The organism is Amycolatopsis sp. GM8 (assembly GCF_021653975.1).
In the GTDB taxonomy this organism is placed as follows: domain Bacteria; phylum Actinomycetota; class Actinomycetes; order Mycobacteriales; family Pseudonocardiaceae; genus Amycolatopsis_E.
Genome location: NZ_JAJKFK010000001.1, coordinates 617,916 through 635,537, shown reverse-complemented (window position 1 = coordinate 635,537; position 17,622 = coordinate 617,916). Strand labels below are relative to the sequence as shown.

Annotated in this window: 17 protein-coding genes; 14 read left to right on the top strand and 3 right to left on the bottom strand. The window is 69.2% G+C overall.

Going from position 1 to position 17,622, the window contains the following annotated elements; all coding sequences use genetic code 11:
• Positions 1-24: 24 nt before the first annotated feature.
• Complete coding sequence (locus tag LOZ83_RS03070) at positions 25-1,134, top strand: NDMA-dependent alcohol dehydrogenase (protein WP_236788559.1); 1,110 nt, start codon at positions 25-27, stop codon at positions 1,132-1,134.
• Positions 1,135-1,185: 51 nt separating this feature from the next.
• Here LOZ83_RS03070 and LOZ83_RS03065 read toward each other — a convergent pair whose 3' ends face one another.
• Entirely contained in the window at positions 1,186-2,397 is a 1,212-nt protein-coding gene (locus LOZ83_RS03065) for a hypothetical protein (protein ID WP_236788558.1), read from the bottom strand.
• Positions 2,398-2,652: 255 nt separating this feature from the next.
• On the opposite strand from LOZ83_RS03065, the gene LOZ83_RS03060 reads away from it, so the two are divergent.
• From LOZ83_RS03060 to LOZ83_RS03000, 13 genes are all read left to right on the top strand, one after another.
• Positions 2,653-4,953, top strand: coding sequence for a molybdopterin cofactor-binding domain-containing protein (locus LOZ83_RS03060; RefSeq protein ID WP_236788557.1), 2,301 nt, complete (start codon positions 2,653-2,655; stop codon positions 4,951-4,953).
• 9 nt (positions 4,954-4,962) lie between these two features.
• Entirely contained in the window at positions 4,963-5,436 is a 474-nt protein-coding gene (locus LOZ83_RS03055) for a (2Fe-2S)-binding protein (protein ID WP_236788555.1), read from the top strand.
• 312 nt (positions 5,437-5,748) lie between these two features.
• On the top strand, positions 5,749-6,951 hold the full coding sequence (locus LOZ83_RS03050) for a CdaR family transcriptional regulator (protein ID WP_236788553.1): 1,203 nt from the start codon (positions 5,749-5,751) through the stop codon (positions 6,949-6,951).
• 83 nt (positions 6,952-7,034) lie between these two features.
• A complete protein-coding gene (locus tag LOZ83_RS03045; protein ID WP_255823236.1) occupies positions 7,035-7,424 on the top strand; it encodes a cold-shock protein in 390 nt (129 codons plus the stop codon).
• Between the two features lie 176 nt (positions 7,425-7,600).
• The gene (locus LOZ83_RS03040) at positions 7,601-8,098 is read left to right on the top strand and encodes a hypothetical protein (RefSeq protein WP_236788551.1); all 498 of its coding nucleotides are present in this window, start codon (positions 7,601-7,603) and stop codon (positions 8,096-8,098) included.
• Positions 8,099-8,152: 54 nt separating this feature from the next.
• Entirely contained in the window at positions 8,153-9,226 is a 1,074-nt protein-coding gene (locus tag LOZ83_RS03035) for a DNA polymerase ligase N-terminal domain-containing protein (protein WP_236788549.1), read from the top strand.
• A 98-nt stretch (positions 9,227-9,324) separates the two neighbouring features.
• Positions 9,325-9,930, top strand: a complete 606-nt coding sequence (locus tag LOZ83_RS03030; protein ID WP_236788547.1) for a cupin domain-containing protein — start codon at positions 9,325-9,327, stop codon at positions 9,928-9,930.
• A complete protein-coding gene (locus LOZ83_RS03025) occupies positions 9,927-10,919 on the top strand; it encodes a hypothetical protein (RefSeq protein ID WP_236788545.1) in 993 nt (330 codons plus the stop codon). Before LOZ83_RS03030 ends, LOZ83_RS03025 begins: the two co-directional genes overlap by 4 nt.
• A 58-nt stretch (positions 10,920-10,977) precedes the next feature.
• Complete coding sequence (locus LOZ83_RS03020; protein ID WP_236788544.1) at positions 10,978-11,733, top strand: hypothetical protein; 756 nt, start codon at positions 10,978-10,980, stop codon at positions 11,731-11,733.
• Between the two features lie 14 nt (positions 11,734-11,747).
• A complete protein-coding gene (locus LOZ83_RS03015; RefSeq protein WP_236788542.1) occupies positions 11,748-12,227 on the top strand; it encodes a hypothetical protein in 480 nt (159 codons plus the stop codon).
• A gap of 12 nt (positions 12,228-12,239) precedes the next feature.
• A complete protein-coding gene (locus LOZ83_RS03010; protein ID WP_236788540.1) occupies positions 12,240-13,952 on the top strand; it encodes an asparagine synthetase B in 1,713 nt (570 codons plus the stop codon).
• A 47-nt stretch (positions 13,953-13,999) separates the two neighbouring features.
• On the top strand, positions 14,000-14,755 hold the full coding sequence (locus tag LOZ83_RS03005; protein WP_236788537.1) for a DUF427 domain-containing protein: 756 nt from the start codon (positions 14,000-14,002) through the stop codon (positions 14,753-14,755).
• Between the two features lie 9 nt (positions 14,756-14,764).
• On the top strand, positions 14,765-15,472 hold the full coding sequence (locus LOZ83_RS03000; RefSeq protein WP_236788535.1) for an MBL fold metallo-hydrolase: 708 nt from the start codon (positions 14,765-14,767) through the stop codon (positions 15,470-15,472).
• Here LOZ83_RS03000 and LOZ83_RS02995 read toward each other — a convergent pair.
• Together LOZ83_RS02995 and LOZ83_RS02990 are read right to left on the bottom strand one after the other, a co-directional pair.
• On the bottom strand, positions 15,469-16,521 hold the full coding sequence (locus LOZ83_RS02995) for a DUF2332 domain-containing protein (RefSeq protein ID WP_236788533.1): 1,053 nt from the start codon (positions 16,519-16,521) through the stop codon (positions 15,469-15,471). The two genes, LOZ83_RS03000 and LOZ83_RS02995, sit on opposite strands and share 4 nt — an antisense overlap.
• Positions 16,522-16,528: 7 nt before the next feature.
• Positions 16,529-17,611 carry a glycerate kinase gene (locus LOZ83_RS02990; RefSeq protein WP_236788532.1) on the bottom strand — a complete coding sequence of 361 codons (1,083 nt, stop codon included), beginning with the start codon at positions 17,609-17,611 and terminating at the stop codon, positions 16,529-16,531.
• Between the last annotated feature and the right edge of the window lie 11 nt (positions 17,612-17,622).

Sequence of the window (17,622 nt, the reverse complement as noted above, 5' to 3'; positions counted from 1 at the left end):
GACGTCACAAAGAGGTGATCGCGCGTGAAGACCAAAGCCGCCGTTCTGCACGACGCGCACAAGCCGTTCGAGATCGAGGAACTCGAGCTCGACGGCCCGCGCGACGGCGAGGTGCTGATCAAGTACACGGCCGCCGGGCTCTGCCACTCGGACCTGCATCTGATCGACAACGATCTGGTGCCGAGGTTCCCGATCATCGGCGGGCACGAGGGTGCCGGGATCATCGAGGAAATCGGCCCGGGGGTCACCAAGGTCAAGCCCGGTGACCACGTGGTGTGCAGCTTCATCCCCAACTGCGGCACCTGCCGCTACTGCGCGACCGGCCGGTCCAACCTGTGCGATATGGGCGCCACGATCCTGCAGGGCCACATGCCCGACGGCAGTTTCCGGTTCCACCGCGGCGGGACCGACTACGGCGCCATGTGCCTGCTCGGCACGTTCGCCGAGCGCGCCACCATTTCGCAGCACTCCGTGGTGAAGGTCGACGACTGGCTGCCGCTGGAGACCGCGGTGCTCGTCGGCTGCGGCGTGCCCACGGGCTGGGGCACCGCCAACTACGCCGGCGGTGTTCGCGCCGGGGACACCGTCGTCGTCTACGGCGTCGGCGGGATCGGCATCAACGCCGTCCAGGGCGCCGCGCACGCGGGCGCGCAGCACGTGGTGGTGGTCGACCCGGTGGAGTTCAAGCGCACCACCGCGCTGAAGCTCGGCGCGACGCACGCGTTCGCCACCGCCGAGGAGGCACTCGCCAAGATCAGCGAACTGACCTGGGGCCAGCTCGCCGACCAGGCGCTGATCACGGTGGGCACGGTCGACGAGGACGTCGTCAGCGCGGCGTTCAACGCGGTCGGCAAGGGTGGCACCGTCGTCATCACCGGGCTGGCCAACCCGGAGAAGCTGACCGTGCACGTGTCGGGCGGGGTGCTGACCCTGTTCGAGAAGACGATCAAGGGCACACTGTTCGGCTCGGCCAACCCGCAGTACGACATCATCCGCCTGCTGCGGCTCTACGACGCCGGCGTGATCAAGCTCGACGAGCTGGTCACCCGCCGCTACACGCTGGACCAGGTCAACGAGGGCTACCAGGACCTGCGCGACGGCAAGAACATCCGCGGCGTACTGATCCACGCTTGAGTCCTTCCCGGAATGGGGCCCGGCCTGCGCCGGGCCCCATTCCGGCGCGGGTCAGAGCTTGACCTGCTGAGGTGCCACTCGGTCGCTGATGTCCAGTTGTCCGCGGATCGTGGCGTCTTCGAAATTCGCCTGATGATCCAGCTGATAGGGCGCGAGGCGGAGGTCGGCCTTGAACAGGCTCCTTTGCGCATCCAGTTGACCGATACGCGTCATCGAAAAGTACACCCTCTTATCGCAGGTGATTTCAATAGCTTCGATTGTTTCGGTTTCACCTTGTTGTATGCTGAGAGTGTCACGAAAATTCGCCTCGGTTAGCGATATCTCAGTGGCATACACTTCATGGAGATCGCATTTCCTGTCGAACACGCTCCCGCTGAAGCTAAGCAGATCGCGTACTCGCAGGCCGAGAAAAACCGCACCTTCCTTGAAGGTGCAGCCGGTGGCGACCAGTGCTCCCGTGCACGCGGAACCCGAGAAGTCGGCCGTGCCGGAGAAAACCGTTCCACCGAAATCGGTGTCGCCCAGAAAATTGCACCCCACAAATCGTACCCTTTTCATGAAGGCGTCGACCAGCCGGAAGTCGACAAGGGTTGCGTGGGACAGATCGATATCGACCTCCCATCGATCCGAACGGTCAAGATCGCTCGTGCGGCACACACTTTGGGTGAGAAGCTCCTGGGCGGTGATCCGCACTTGCAATTCCTGGGCGTCGCGAGCATCCCGTATTCCGTTCAGCACGAGATTCCGGCCGTCTTGGGCGCCGGCGGAATTCAGGTCTCGCCGGTCCTCGTCGTCTATCGCCACGCCAGGGACCTCATAGGGCATGCGCAGGTAGGAGCACAATACGTTGGCTATGGCCTGTCGTTGAGTTGGGTTGTTGTCGCCCAGCCGTTTCAACGCGTGGAGGGCACCGATACGGACTGTCGCACTCTCCGAGCCAAGCTGCTCGATGGATCTCGAATACAGTTCGGTCACCCGGCGTTCCGAGGCATCGAACTCGGTGATGCGCGCTACTTGCTCGTCATGTCTCTGCCTCCGGGCCGCAAGCGCCAGAGTCGCGTAGGCGCCCGCTCCTGCTCCAATGCTCAAGGCCACCTTGAGAGCTTCGATCTTCCCGCCACCGGGAGGTGTGGCTACGAGCTGCAGCGGCCACAGCAGCAGCGCCACCGCCGCGATGGTGACAGTCAGGATACAAACTCCCGTGACCCAGATCGTTCGCGCCGACAGGGGCTCGGTTGACGGTGCTCTCTTCGGCTGGTCCATCGGTCACTCCCAGTACGTTCGATCCACGGCAAAGCGTGCGTGCCATGGTCCTCATGATCGGCAATCGACCGCCGCCGGCCGCCGTTCGGACGAGCGTTATCCGACGTTCGGCTGTGTCCGCGTCACAGTTGTGTGGCCTATTACTGTCACCTCGTCACAGATCTTCACCCGAGCGGCTACGCACCGTTGACCCTGTGGGCGGGCGCTTCCTATCGTGACGCGGTCCCGGTCCCACCACTGTCGAGAGGACTCTCGATGGACGATCAACGTCGATCGCCACGTCTCGAACGCCGCAAGTTCCTCGGTTACCTCATCGCCGCCCCGACGCTCGCCGTGGCGGCGCGGATCGGGATCGACGCGGCGGACCCGGAGACCGCGTCCGCCGCCATCCCGTCCCCACCCGAGCCCGCCGACCTGCTCGACCTCGGCGACGCGCTCTCGCTCGCCGCCGCCCCCACGTCGGGGCTGATCGCGATGCAGCTCAACCGCGACAGCTCGGTGTCCTTCGCGTTGCCGCGCGCCGAGGTGGGGCAAGGGATCACCACCACGTTCGCGATGCTCATCGCCGACGAGATGGACCTGCCGCTGAACAAGGTCCACGTGACCCTCGCCGACGCGCGCCCGGAACTGATCTTCAACCAGCTCACCGGCGGGTCGAACTCGGTGCGCTCGATGTACCACCCGGTGCGCGCCGCGTCCGCGATCGCGCGCGCCCGGCTGCTGGCGACGGCGGCCGGCCAGTGGGGTGTACCCGCGTCCGGTTTGACCGTCCACAATGGAGTCATCAGCTCGAAGTCCGGGCACAGCGCGTCCTACGGCTCGCTCGCCGAGGCCGCCGCGAGCAGCCGCACCGAGCAGGCCACCGCCCAGCCCAAGGCGGAAAGCGCTTTCACGATCGTCGGCACCCCGCAGAACCGGGTCGACGCGCACGACGCCGTCACCGGCAAGAAGCAGTTCACGATGGACCTGCAGGTCCCGAACGCGTTGCCGGCCATGGTGTGCCGCCCGCCGACGATCAACGGCACCGTCAAGTCCGTGCAGAACCTGGCGCAGGTCAAGGCGATGCCGGGGATCACCGACGTCGCGGTGATCTCCAGCGGGGTGGCCGTGCGGGGCAGGACGATCACGCACTGCATGGACGCGGTGCGCGCGCTGAAAGTCACCTGGGGCGGCGGCAGTGTCGACGCCGAGTCGGACGCGACCGTGCTGAAGAAGCTGAAGGCCGCGACACTGCCGATGGCCGTGCCGCCGGTGCTGACCGCTTCGATCGACGCCGAGTTCAGCTTCGCGTTCGCCTCGAACAGCGCGCTGGAGACCAACTGCGCGGTCGCCGACGTGCGGCCCGGCAGCGCGGAGATCTGGGCCGGGCTCAAGTCGCCGATCACCGCGCAGGAGCAGATCGCGGCCCTGCTCGGGCTGCCCGTGACCGCGGTGAAGGTGCACGTGATGCAGGGCGGCGGCTCGTTCGGCCGCAAGCTGTTCGCCGACGCCGCGCTCGAAGCCGCCGAGTTCTCGAAGAAGATCGGCAAGCCGGTCAAGCTGATGTGGCACCGCACGGACGACTTCCGCCACGGTCGCGCGCACCCGATGTCGCTGTCGCGGGTGCGGGTGAACTACGCGCTGGGCAACGTGATCAGCTACGAGCAGCGGCACACCAGCGTCACCACCGACTTCGGGCACGGCCTCGGCGAGATCCTGACCGCGGTCGCGGCGAAGCTCCCGGTCGGCGACATCGGGTTCTCGCAGACGGTGTTCGAGCTGTCCCAGGCGATGCCCTACAACTTCGGCGTCACCACCCAGCTGCTCAACGAGGTGCCGCTGAAGTTCCACACCGGCAGCATGCGCAACGTGTACTCGCCGAACGTGGTGTGCGCGCGGGAGCTGGTGATCGACCAGCTGGCCGGGACGATGGGCCAGGATCCGCTGGCGTTCCGCCGGTCCTTCTTCAAGGACGACCGGTTCCGCGCGGTGCTGGACAAGGTCGCCGAGGTCGGCCAGTGGGGCCGCAAGATGCCGGCCGGGATGGCGCAGGGCATCGGGTTCCACTCGGAGTACAAGAGCTGCAGCGCGGTGCTGGTGGAGATCGACTGCCGGCCGCAGACGGTCAACCGCAAGGTGCGCGACGGCGTCACCGGGCCGCGGATCACCAAGGCCGTGATGGCGGTGGACGCCGGGCTGCCGATCAACCCGCGCGGGCTCGAGGCGCAGATGATCGGCTGTATCAACGACGGCATCGGGCTGGCGCTCACCGAGAGCCTGCACATCGACAAGGGCCTGCCGCTGGAAGGCAGCTGGGACAACTTCTTCTACACGCGACAGTGGAACACCCCGCCCGACACCCGGATCATCGTCATGCCGGCCACCGGTGAGCCGGGCGGCGCGGGCGAGCTGGGCGTGTCCAGCTCGCTGGCCGCGGTCGCGTGTGCCTACGGCCGCGCGACGGGGAAGATGCCGACCAGTTTCCCGATCAACCACGGCACGCTGAGCTTCGAGCCCCTGCCGCGCGTTCCGTCCATTCCGGACTCGCCCGTCGACGGCCTGTCTTACGTTTCCTAAGGAAGTCCAGTGCCTCACCACACTTTCACCTTGAACGGCAAGCAGGTCAGCGTCGACACCGAGGACAACGTGCGGCTGCTGTGGGTGCTGCGCGACCTGCTCGGCGTGACCGGCCCGAAGTACGGCTGCGGGCTCAACGTCTGCAAGGCGTGCACGAGCCATATCAACGGCAAGGCGTTCAACCCGTGCTCGGTGCCGGTCTCGGACATCAAGGCCGGTGACGAGATCACGACGATCGAAGGGCTGGCCGACGACTCCGGGCAGCTGCACCCGATGCAGGAGGCGTGGCTCGAACACGACGTCGCGCAGTGCGGCTACTGCCAGCCGGGCCAGATCATGGCTGCGGTCGCGAAGGTCAAGGCGGCCAAGGCCGAAGGGCGCGAGCTGACCGACGCGGACTTCGACGACATCCGCAACATCTGCCGGTGCGGCACGTATTTCCGGATCCGCGAGGCGATCAAGAGCGCAGAGGCCAAGATGTAGCCGAGCCGACGAAAAGTGCACGACTGGCCCAGTCGTGCACTTTTCGACTCGAACAGGCGCGCGAATCCGGCTACGCTCGTGACGTGATCGAGACCGCTCTGAGAGAGCTGCCAGGCGCCCGGTGGGTGCTCCGTTGGGCCCGCCGCGCCGCCCGGTTGTTGACCCGTTGTTCATCATCTGCGGCGGAAGGGACCGCCCGCACTCCGCGATTGCGGCGCCCCGTGTTGTCACCGCGCCAACATGGGGTCTTTCGGGTTAGATTCCGTCTCCGAGGGGCACGACGAAGAGCCCCGGAAGCGACGGTGATGACGCATGCGGTACACGGGCGCGGAGCCGGCGGTGGCGCGGCTCGCGGTGGCCGCGCGGGCCCGGCTGCCGGAATTGGTCGAGGACACCTTCACCCAGATCGTCGCGGAAATGCCGATCTACCGCGAAGGCCGGTTCGTGTCGCACGAAAAGCTGCGCTCCTCCTGCGACACGAATCTGCGTTTCCTTTTGCGGGCGCTCGAGGAACCCGGCACGCCGGATCTCTCGCAGGCGGCCGCGACCGGGGTGGAACGGGCCAGGCAGGGCGCACCGCTGCCGGAGCTGCTGCGCGCGTTCCGGATCGGGTTCAGCGAGGTGTGGCAGCGGTTCGTCGAGCTGACCAGGTCCGATCCGGCCGATCTGATCGCGGCGACCCGTGCACTGTGGACACTGATCGACGACTACACCGAGACCCTCACCGAGGCATACCGGGAGACCCTCGCCGAGATCACCCGCACCCGGCACGAGAAGCGGCTCGCGCTGGTGGAAGCGCTGTTCACCGGCGGCACGTTCACCGAGAGCACGTTGTGGGACATCGCCCGGATGCTCGACCTGTCCCTCGACGGCACCTACCTCGTGGTGGCGGCGGAGACCCCAGGCCTGGGCCAGGAACCGTTGCCCCGTATGGAAAATCTCCTCCGCGAGCGCCGGCACGCGTCGGCGTGGCGGCTCACGCCCGACCTGCGGGTCGGTGTGGTGTCCCTGCGCGAGTCGCCTGCCGCGGACCCGATTCTGGGGCTGCTCAAGGAGAACGCGACCGGACGGGTCGGGGTGAGCCCGGTGTTCACGGGCCTCGGCAACACCCCGCGCGCCCTGCACCTGGCGCGGGTCGCGCTGTCGAGCCTGATGGCCGGCACGTCGGGCATCGTGCAGTTCACCGAGTCACCGCTGGCGGGGCTCGTCGCGAGCGATCCCGCGGCTTCGGTTCAGCTGGCGCACCAGGTGTTGCGGCCCGTGCTGGACCTGCCCGCGGAGGAACGCGCGGTGCTGCTGATGACGTTGCGCGCGTGGTTCGACTGCCGCGGTTCGACCAAGGCGATCGCGGAACGGGTGTACTGCCATCCGAACACGGTGCGGCACCGGCTGAAACGCATCACCGACGAGCTGGGCCGTTCGCTGACCGACCCGGCCGACATCGCGGAGCTGGGCACCGCGTTGCGGGCGCTGACGATGTTCCCCGACGCCGCGTACCTGCCACCCGTGCGGTAGCCAGGACCCGCCGTTGTGCCCGGAGCGGGGGAGGCGGTACCTTGACGCGATATCGCGTGGGCCGGCTCTCGGCTCTTCATGTAATGCGGGGTTCACTGGTGGTCACGGGTAAAGTCGTTCGTTTCGACGAAATGCGCGGGTACGGTTTCGTAGCTCCCGACGATGGTGGCGAAGATGTCTTCGTCCATGTCAATGACCTCGACGTGGACAAGAGACTGGTCGCGCCCGGCGCGATCGTCGAGTTCACTATGGAGGATGGTGAGCGCGGACCCAAGGCGTCCAATGTGCGGATCGTGCGCAACGCCGGCCGATCCGGTGGCGACGACGATTACCTGCCGATGGGGCTGGACTTCCGCGAGGAGCTCACCGAGTCCCTGCTGACCGGCGTGCCGACCCTGACCGCCGAACAGGTTGTGCGCGTACGCAAGACCGTCCTCGACTTGGTCAACCAGCACGGCTGGCTCGACGAGTAGCTTTCGCGGCAGCGCAAGGAGAATCCGCCGCTGAGCGCGATCTCCGGAATAGTGGAGCCGCCGGGCTGACGCGAAGTCGCGTTCCGAGGCGGGTGCCGAACGTGGCTCGGCGCCGAATCGCTCGTTGATCGATTCCGTTCGCTCCGTGATACTGGCCCGGACGAACGGGAGGGCCGGTGGCCGAGAGGGCGCGTTGGCGGGACGCCGAACAGGCTGCCCGGGTGGAAGCCGACCGGGTAGCAGCCCAGTACCGGTTCGGCGGGTTCCTCGCCTTCGGGACGTTCACCAGCGACCGCACCGGTTGCCTGGCCACCCTCGTCGGGCTCGTCCTGGTGCTGCCCGGCATCGGGCTGGCCATTGCCGGTGGCAGTCCGGTCGTCCAGGTCCTCGGCGGGATCCTCGTCGTGGCGGCGGTGGTCCTGCCCGCCGTGATGTTCCGGCGCGCCAACAGCCGCGAGCACCTGCTGCGGCGGCTGCACGCGTACGAGGGCGGCCTCGTGTTCACCGGTCCCGACGGCACCCGCGCACACCGGTGGACGGACATCGCGGTGTCGGAGAAGAAAGCGTTCCTCAACGACCGGCTCTACCTCCGGACCCGCGCCGGGGTGCCGCTCTGTGTCGTCGACTCCGGTTCCGACGAGGGACTCGTCGTGCGGGAGCGCGCCGGACACTGAGCGCCACCGACTCGGTTACGACGTAGCGCCGGCCCCGGCCTGTACCCTGCGTCCGTGCCCGATCTCGGCGAGTACCGGCGGAAACGGGATCCGGAACGGACCCCGGAGCCGGTGCCTGCCGACGACTCGTTGCCGCGCGGGAACGACGACACGTTCGTCATCCAGGAGCACCACGCCCGCCAGTTGCACTGGGACGTGCGGTTCGAGCGCGACGGCGTGCTCGTGTCGTGGGCCGTGCCCAAGGGCCTGCCGCCGTTGCCGGAGACCAACCGGCTCGCCGTGCACACCGAGGACCATCCGCTGGAGTACGCGACGTTCGAAGGCGAGATCCCGGCGGGCGAGTACGGCGGCGGCGTCATGAAGATCTGGGACCGCGGCCACTACGAGACGCTGCACTGGGGTGACCACAAGGTCGAGGTCGTCCTGCACGGCTCCCGCGTGCGCGGCAAATACCTGTTCGTGAACCGGCATTCCGGCCGTGACGAGCGCGACTGGATCGTGCGGCGACTGGACCCGCCGCAGCGGCGCGGGTTCGCCGAACTCCCCAAGTTCGTCCAGCCGATGCTGCCACGCAAGGGAAAACTCCCCGAGGACGATGCCGGCTGGGCGTACGAGTTCCTCTGGGACGGCGCCCGCGCGCAGGTGCGCGTGGAAGGCGGCCGGGTCGAGATCCGGGACGCGGAAGGCGACGAGATCACCGCGAAGTATCCCGAGCTGAAGGAACTCGGCGAGCAGCTCGGCACCACCGAGGTCCTGCTCGACGGCAACCTGATCGCGCTCGAGGGCGGCAAACCGAGCGCCGCCGCGCTGGCCCGCCGGGCCGGGGCGGATCACCGCCAGGCCAAGCGGCTGCTGGCCTCGGTTCCCGTGCTGTACCTGCCGTTCGACCTCCTGCACCTGGACGGCAAGTCCCAGCTCGACCAGCCGTACACGCGCCGGCGGCAGCGGCTGCGCAAGCTCGGCCTCGAAGGTGACAGCTGGCGCGTCCCGCAGCATTACACCGGCGGCGGCGCTGACGTGCTCGAAGCGGCGCTGGACAACGGACTCACCGGCATCCTGGCGAAACGGCTCGACTCGGTCTACGAGCCGGGCGCGCGCGGCGAGGCGTGGCTGATCATCACGGGGTGAGGGAAAAACCAACGTGAGCTGCGCGAAACCGTTGCCCGGAAGCGCCCCGCGAGAACCCGAACCTGATCTACGATTCGCGGGTGTCGAGGGGAGAAGGCATGCGGTCCGGGCTCATGCCGGCCGGCGTCGAGCTGTACTCGTTCGCCCCGGACGGCGAGGTCACGCTGACCGACCGGGCGGGCGCGCGAAAACTGGGGCCGGACGCGGAGTTCCTGCGGTTCATCGACGACGGCCAGTTCGCTCGGTACTTCATCGGCGACGCGAAGACGTCACCGGAACGGCCCAGCAACGCCACCTACAAACTGGGGATCGTCGCCCCGCACAGCGCGTTCACCCCGCACGCGCACGGCGGCGAGCATTTCGTGCTCAGCCTGGGCCACGCTGAATGCGCGCTGTACGACGCCTCGGTCAACAGGGCCGTCACGCTCCGGCTGGGCCCGGGCGAGATGCTCCGGATTCCCGAGCTGATGCCCCATTCCTTCGCCAACCGGGCCGGCCGGCCGCTGCAGATCCTCACCGCGAACACCGGGTTCGGCATCGACCACGACGACTACGCGATCACCGCCGAGGACGCGCGGGCTCGCGGTGACGAGGCGCTCGCCGAAGGGCTGGGCCGGCTCGGCGCCGCGCCGGGTGGCACCACCTGGCGGGAACGGACGGCGACGCTGCTGCGTCGGATGGCCATGCGGTTGGAGACGCGATGATCTGCCCGCACTGCGGCAAGAACCTGCTCGGCCGCGAGCGCGGAGGGTCCTACTGCAAGTACTGCCGGAAGCAGTTCGTCTTCGACCCGAAGACGAACAAGCTGCGCCTGCACGACATCCGCCTGCGCAAGCTCGCCGGCAAGCTCAGCGACGGCGGCAAGGCGCGCTACACCACCACCCAGCTCTGGTACTCCGCGTCCCGGAAGGCACTGGAGTCACCGGAAAGCAGTGTCAGCGGGTGCGGCTGCCTGCTCGTGGTCGCGGGCGTGGCGTCGGTGATCCTGACCGTCGTGGCACATATCGACCCGCGGATTCTCTACGGCGTGCTCGCCGTCCTCGTCGCGCTCGGGATCTACGTGATCGCGCGGCAGCTGCTGCATCGCGGTGAGACGGTCATCCCGATGTCCAAGGAGACGTTCCGCGAGGAGGTCGGCCGGAAATGGCAGCGGGTGTACGCCGGGCTGCCGCCGGGACTGCTGGTCCACGAGCAACGGGTCGCGATACCCCGGCCCCAGCGCGCCGAGCTGGCGTTGCTGTGCGCGGACGAGAGCGTGGTGGCCTGTCTCGCCGCCAACGGGGTGCTGGAAGCGCGGAACATGATCACCGCGGGTTCGGTCGAAGCGCTGCCGCCGGACATCCCGGTCGTGATCGTGCACGACGCGAACCCCACGGGCATCCGGTTCGCCGACCGCGCGCTGATGGAGCTGGGTGGACGACCGGTCGCCGTCGCCGGGCTGCGGCCCCGGAACGCCATGCGGGCCAAGGGAATCGTCAAGTTGCGGACCAAGGAACGCGGCCGGGTCACCGGCCTGTCCCACTACGACCTGCACCAGTCCGAACAGACTTGGCTCGGCGACGGCTACTGGGCACCTGTCGCCGCGGTGCCGCCGGCCCGCCTCATCGCCATGGTGAACCGCGCCGCGGACCGGCTGACCCGGGCCGAACGCAAGGCGGAGCAGCTGGGCTTCCTGACCTGGCCGGCCGCATGAACGGCACCAGGAGGGCGTTGATCGACCGCGCGCTCGGCTTCCTGACTTGGCCGGCGGCATGAGCGGCACCAGGAGGGTGTTGATCGACCGCGCGCTCGCCGTCGCGGTCGCCCGTGCCGGCGAGCCCGGCGGGATCCGGTTCACCGAGCGGCAGCTGTACTACGAGCTGTGCCGGGTGCTGCGGCCCGCCGACTGGATCCCGAAACGTCCGCGGTTCACGGTGGCGCCGGCCGTCGGCTATCCCGCGTTCCGCGCCGCGCTGGACCGGTTCGGCGCCGTCCCCGGCCTGCTCAGCGAGGCCGAGTTGGCACCGCGTCGCGCGCCCGCGGGCCGGCACACGGCAGAGCCGGACCTGTTCCACTACGGCCTGCCGCGCGTGCTGGTCTGCCAGCGGCAGGAGATCGCGGGCATGCTCCGGGCGAACGGGATGCCGATGGAGTCGGCCTGCCCGGTGTTCGGCCTGGACGAGCTGCCACTTGACCCGCGGCTGACCGCGATGATGTCCACTGTGGACGGAACGATCTACTACCTGCACGACGCGAGTCCCGAGGCGCTCGCGCTCGGCCGGACGATCACCGCGCCACCGCGGGTGCGGGTGCTGCCGCTCGGGTTGCGTCCCCGGCAGGCGGCGGCGATGCACCTGGTGCGCGGACGCGGCCCGGAGGGCCGGTTCGCCGAAGTCGCCTCGGTCAACCCGGCGATGCTGCTGCGGTTCACCCACCGGCTGGTGCGCGACGTGCCCGCCGACCGTCCACAGTGGAACGGCCTGCGGCGGGCGCGCAGCCTTGGTTTCCTTACCTGGCCCAGAAGATAGCCGGAGGTTTCACGTTGCGACCCCGCCAGGAGATCACCTACACCGACGAGCTGCTCGCCGACGGCACGGTGCACCGGCGCTACTCCGACGGGCGCCACGAGTGGCGCACCCGTGACGCGTCCGGCCGGGTGCACTGGCGCGACGATCAGGGCGGCACGGGCACCGACGAGCCGCTCGGGCGGCGAATGATCAAGCGCACCACCGCGGACGGCTCGGTCCGCTACGGCAAGGACCTCGGCTTCGGCCGCACCGCGTGGAGCGACAACGTGCTCACCACCAACCGCACCTCCTTCGGCGGCCGGGTCGGCGCGATCCTCGCCGCGGTGGGCATCGGCGCCACGATCGCCGCGATCGAGCTGCCGCCCGCGTTCATGTCGCCGGAAGAGGAGGAGCAGCTGCGCCAGCAGGCACAGGCGAGTGCCTCGCAGTCCTCGGGTGACGGCGGCAGCGGGGTGTCCTGGGAAACCGACAGCGACGACGACCACTTCGGTTAAGGGGAGCCAGTTTTGCCACGGTTCTGTGTGTGCCACGGCGATGGCCCGGCCGACCAGCTCGTCGCGATGGGCGCCCGCCCGGTCGAAACGACGGCGGGCACGTCGATCGGCCTCCTCGACGCGATGCCGGGGAAAGCGGCCGGGCCGTACCGGTTCGCCGGGCTGACCGCCGTCGGCGAGATCACCCTGCACAACGCGGCCCAGCTGCGCGCGCGGCTCGGCGCGCCCCCCGAGTGCACCGACGGCGAACTGCTCCTGCGGTCCTACGCCAGGTTCGGGCTGGCCGGGATCGCCGCCGCGGAGGGCATGTTCGCGCTCGTCATCGCCGAACGCGACGAGCTGCTGCTGATCCGCGACCACGCCGGTGGCCGCACGCTGTTCTACGCGCGCGCCGGAAACCGTTGGGCCGCATCGAGTTCGCTGCGCGCGTTGCGCCGCTGGCCCACGCTCGGCACCGGGCTGAACCTTCCCGCCGTCCGGTCCTTCCTCACCTTCGCCTACCTGCCCGGCGAAGAAACGTTGCTGCGCGGGGTATCCGAGGTGCTCGCCGGGCGGTGTGTGCGGCTGCGCGCCGACGGCTCGGTCGCGGAGGAGGTCTTCTGGGAACCCGCGGAAGAACTCGACGAGAGCCTCGACGGCGACGGGCATGCGCAAGCGCTGCGTGAGCACCTGGAGGCGGCGACGGTCCGGAGGTTGCCGGTCGCCGAACCGGTCGCCGTCCTGCTGTCCGGCGGGATCGACAGCAGCCTGGTCACCGCGCTCGCGGCGAAGTTCAGCGACCATCCCGTTTCGACGTATTCGATCAGCTTCGGCGACGACGCGCCCAACGAGCTCGGCTACTCCGGTCTGGTCGCGGCGCACTGCGGCACCCGGCACCGGGTGCTGACGGTGGCGCCCGAGGCGGTCGCGAATCGGCTCGCCGGCACGGTCGCGCTGCTGGACTCGCCGGTGGGTGACCCGCTGACCGTGCCGAACCTGCTGCTCGCCGAGGCCGTCGCCGCCGACGGACATCGGGTGGTGCTCAACGGCGAGGGCGGCGACCCGGTGTTCGGCGGGCCGAAGAACCTTCCGATGCTCGTGTTCGAGCTGGCTCGCGACGATCCGTCACCCACCGCCCGAGCGACCGCCTACCTCGAGTCCTATCGCAAGTGCTACGCCGACCTGCCCCGGCTGCTGACCACGAAAGCCTTGGCGGAGCTGGAATCCGCGCCGGCACTGGAGCGTCTTTTGGAGCCGTACCTGCGGCCGGACCGGATGAGCACGCTGCTCAACCAGCTGCTGCACACCAACCTGCGTACCAAGGGCGCGCACCACATCCTGACCAAGGTGGAGCGCCTGACCGCGTCGGCGGGCGTCGAGGGCCGCGCGCCGCTGTTCGACCGGCAGGTGATCGACCAGGCGTTCCGCGTGCCGCCACGCCACAAGCTGACCGGCACGGTGGAGAAGTGGGTGCTCAAGCAAGCGGTGCGGGACCTCCTCCCGGCGACCATCGTCGACCGGCCGAAGAGTGGCATGCGGGTGCCCGTCCAGCGATGGCTGCGCGGGCCCCTGCGCGACCTGGGGCACGACCTCCTGCTCGGCCGCGAAGCCCGCGACCGCGGCCTGTTCCGTCCCGCCACGATCCGCTCGTGGCTGCGCGGCGAGGGCGCAGTGCTGCCACGCCAGGGCGGGAAGCTGTGGCTCGTACTCACCCTCGAACTGTGGCTGCGCTCTTACGATCTTTGAGCCTCGGTCGGCGAAATAACCCCGCCGGCACTGTGGTTGCAGTCACCATGGGCAATGACAGTCGCGGCCGCGTGCGGACCGAACACGGTGCCAAGCGGGTGCGGGTGGTCTTCGGTGGCAAGGTCATCGCCGACACCATCCGGCCACTGCTGGTCTGGGAGGTCCCGTACTACCCGGCCTACTATATTCCGCGTACGGACTTCGTCGCGGGCGTGCTCGAGCCGTCCGCGAACACCTACCATTCCCCGAGCCGTGGCGACGCGAAGCTCTCGACCGTCCGGGTCGGCGAGCGCGAGGCCGTGGACGCGGCCTACGAGTACGAGGACTCGCCGATCGACGAGCTGAAGGGCCACGTGCGGCTGGACTTCGCCGCGATGGACAACTGGTTCGAGGAGGACGAGGAGATCTTCGTCCACCCTCGTGACCCGCACAAACGGGTCGACATCCTGGCCAGCTCGCGGCACGTGCGCATCGAGATCGACGGCGTGACGGTCGCCGAATCGCGCAACCCGCGCCTGCTGTTCGAGACCGGCTTGCCGACGCGCTACTACCTGCCCAAGACCGACCTGCGGCTGGACCTGATCGAGCCGAGCGACACGATCACCCGCTGCCCGTACAAGGGCGAGGCGGAGTACTACTCGCTGCGCGTCGGGGACCAGCTGCACAACGACGTCGTCTGGTACTACCGGACGACGCTGCCGGAGAGCCAGAAGGTGCAGGGCCTGGTCTGCTTCTACGACGAGAAGGTGGACGTGTTCGTCGATGGCGTGAAGCAGGAACGGCCGAAGACCCCGTTCAGTTAATGTTTGGGTATGCAAGACCGCCTGTACTTCCGTCAGCTGCTGTCCGGTCGTGACTTCGCCGTCGGTGACGCGATCGCCACCCAGATGGTCAACTTCGCTTACCTGATCGGCGATCGGGAGACGCGCGAGGCGGTGGTGGTCGACCCGGCGTATGCGGTGGGTGACCTGCTGGACGTGCTCGCGGCCGACGACATGCGGCTGACCGGGGTGCTCGCCACGCACCACCACCCCGACCACGTCGGTGGCAGCATGATGGGCTTCACCCTGGCCGGGCTCGCGGAGCTGCTCGCCCGCGAGCCCGTGCCGGTGCACGTCAACCGGGCCGAGGCCGAGTGGGTGCGGCAGGTCACCGGTGTGTCCGCGACCGACCTGACGAGCCACGACCACGACGACGTCGTGCAGGTCGGCGAGATCCCGATCCGGCTGCTGCACACGCCCGGCCACACCCCGGGCAGCCAGTGCTTCCTGCTCGACGGCCGGCTGGTCGCCGGGGACACGCTGTTCCTCGAAGGCTGTGGCCGTACCGATTTCCCCGGCGGTGACGCGGAAGCGATGTACCACAGCCTGCGCGCCCTGGCTGATCTTCCCGGCGATCCCGTGGTCTTTCCCGGGCACCAGTACTCGCCCGAGTCCTCGGCCGCGCTGTCTTCCGTGCGGCGCGACAACTTCGTCTACCGCCCGAAGTCCATTGAGGAATGGAAGAGGCTCTTCGGCTAGTCCGCCAGCCACGCCAGCAAGCGGCCCCGCGACCAGCAGCGGCCCACGGCCTCCGCGCGCAAGGTCGAATGCTCGAACGCCGCCAGGCCGATGATGCTGTGGCCGGAGGCGCGGCGATCGCCGAACGTCGGTATCCCCGGCGCGACCCCGACCCCCTCCGCCGAAACCCACGCCACCGCCCGGCCGGTCGCCGCTTCGTCGAGGCGTTGCAGGAAGCGCAGGCGGCTTTCGAGAGTGAAGCGCGACAGCGCCCACGTCGTGGTGATGACAGGCAGCGCATCCGCGGGCACCTGGGCGATCGCGTCGGGCAGCACCTCGACGGCGTCACCGGACAGCAGCAGCGGAGGCGCTGTCGCCGCCAACGCCAGCTCGGCTTCGAGTCTCGCGGCCTGCTCCGGCTGATCCGGCCACACGCAGGCGCGCAGCCACCGGGCTTCGTCGGCGTCGGTGACGTCGACCGGATCGGTATCGACACCGATCCTCGCGACGACCTCGGGTATCGCCCGCTCCGGGAGGGGCCGGTCGCCCACGATCGAAGCCGTGAGTTGTACACGAGATGACGGGTCGCCCAGCGTCTGTCCGTTGCTGTAGGTGACGCCGACGCGGTCGACGCCGAGGTTGAGGCCGGCCGAACAGCCCACGTCGATCAGCCCGACCGCCTTCGCGCCTGCCCGGTGCGCCGCCTCGGCGATGGCCGGGTACAGCACGGCGCCGCGGCTGGTCTCGCCGGTGCGCGGCCGCCGGCGGGCGGCGATGGCCACGACCGAGTCGGTCATGGTCAGCAGCGTGTCGATGGCCGCGTTCGCGGCGGCGTCACCGTCCGCGGCGGCATAGGCCGCGGCAAGCGCCGGGGCACGACCGGCGAGGGCGAGGTCGTGCAATGCGGCGAGGATCAGCGCGGGCTGTCGCTTGCGCGCCCGCGCTTTCTCGATGGCGCGCAGCGCCTCGTCGGACTCACTCAGCGCGACCGCGATGCGTTCGTACAGCAGCGATGTCCCGGCCGCGTCGACCTCACCGAACCGCCGATACACCTCAGCCGCCCTGCCCATGCGACCGCTACAGCCAATCCGCGGCGACCTTCGCCGCCAGTTGCTCCAGCAGCGCCGCCGTGTCCGTCATGCAACGGTCCACATCGGACTCGATGTCGGTCAGCCCATAGCCGGCCGAGAAACCGTGCTGCTTCAGGGTTTCCCGGCTCAGCGCGATCCGGCCCGCCATCGCGACCACCGGGATTCCCGGTGCCCGCGTGGCGATCCCGGCCGGTCCCTTGCCCCGCAGCGTCTGCTCGTCGAACGAGCCTTCCCCGGTGATCACCAGATCCGCGCCCGGCAGCTTGTCCGCGAACCCGGTCATCTCCAGCACGACGTCGATGCCGGGCCGGAACGTCGCACCGAGGACGGCGAGCGCCGCGAACCCGGTGCCCCCCGCGGCCCCGGCACCCGGCGCGTCGACCAGTTCGGTGCCGACGATCTTGGCGAAATGCGACAGCGCCCGGTCCAGCAGCGCCACGTCGGAGGGACTCGCACCCTTCTGCGGGCCGTAGACCGCCGCCGCGCCGTGCTCGCCCAGCAGCGGGTTGTCGACATCGCTCGCGACGACGATCTCCGCGCGCCGCAACGCGCTCACGTCGACCCGGGCCAGGTCGAGCAAAGCCTTGCCGCCCAACGGGATCTCGGCACCGCTCGCGTCCAGCAGCCGGGCGCCCATGCCGCGGATCAGCCCGGCGCCACCGTCGGTGCTCGCACTGCCGCCGAGCCCGAGCACGACACGCGTGCAGCCGTCGTCGAGCGCCCGCGCGATCAGCTCACCGACGCCGAGCGTGTTCGCGGTCAGCGGCGCCAGTTCGGACATCATGGCCAACCCGGACACCGCTGCCAGCTCGACGACAGCCGTACCGTCCTTGCGCGCGTACCCCGTCCGCACGCGCTCCCCGGTGGGCCCGGTCGCCTCGGCCGGCACGTACTCGAACCCCGCGGCGACGGCAGCCGCGACCGTGCCGTCCCCGCCGTCCGCGATGGGGCACTCCAGCGTCTCGACGTCCGGGTTCACCCGGTGCAGACCTGCCGCGATCGCGTCCGCGACCTCCTTCGCGGGGAGGCTTCCCTTGAACTTGTCCGGCGCGATCACGACTCTGGGCATGCCCAGCAGAC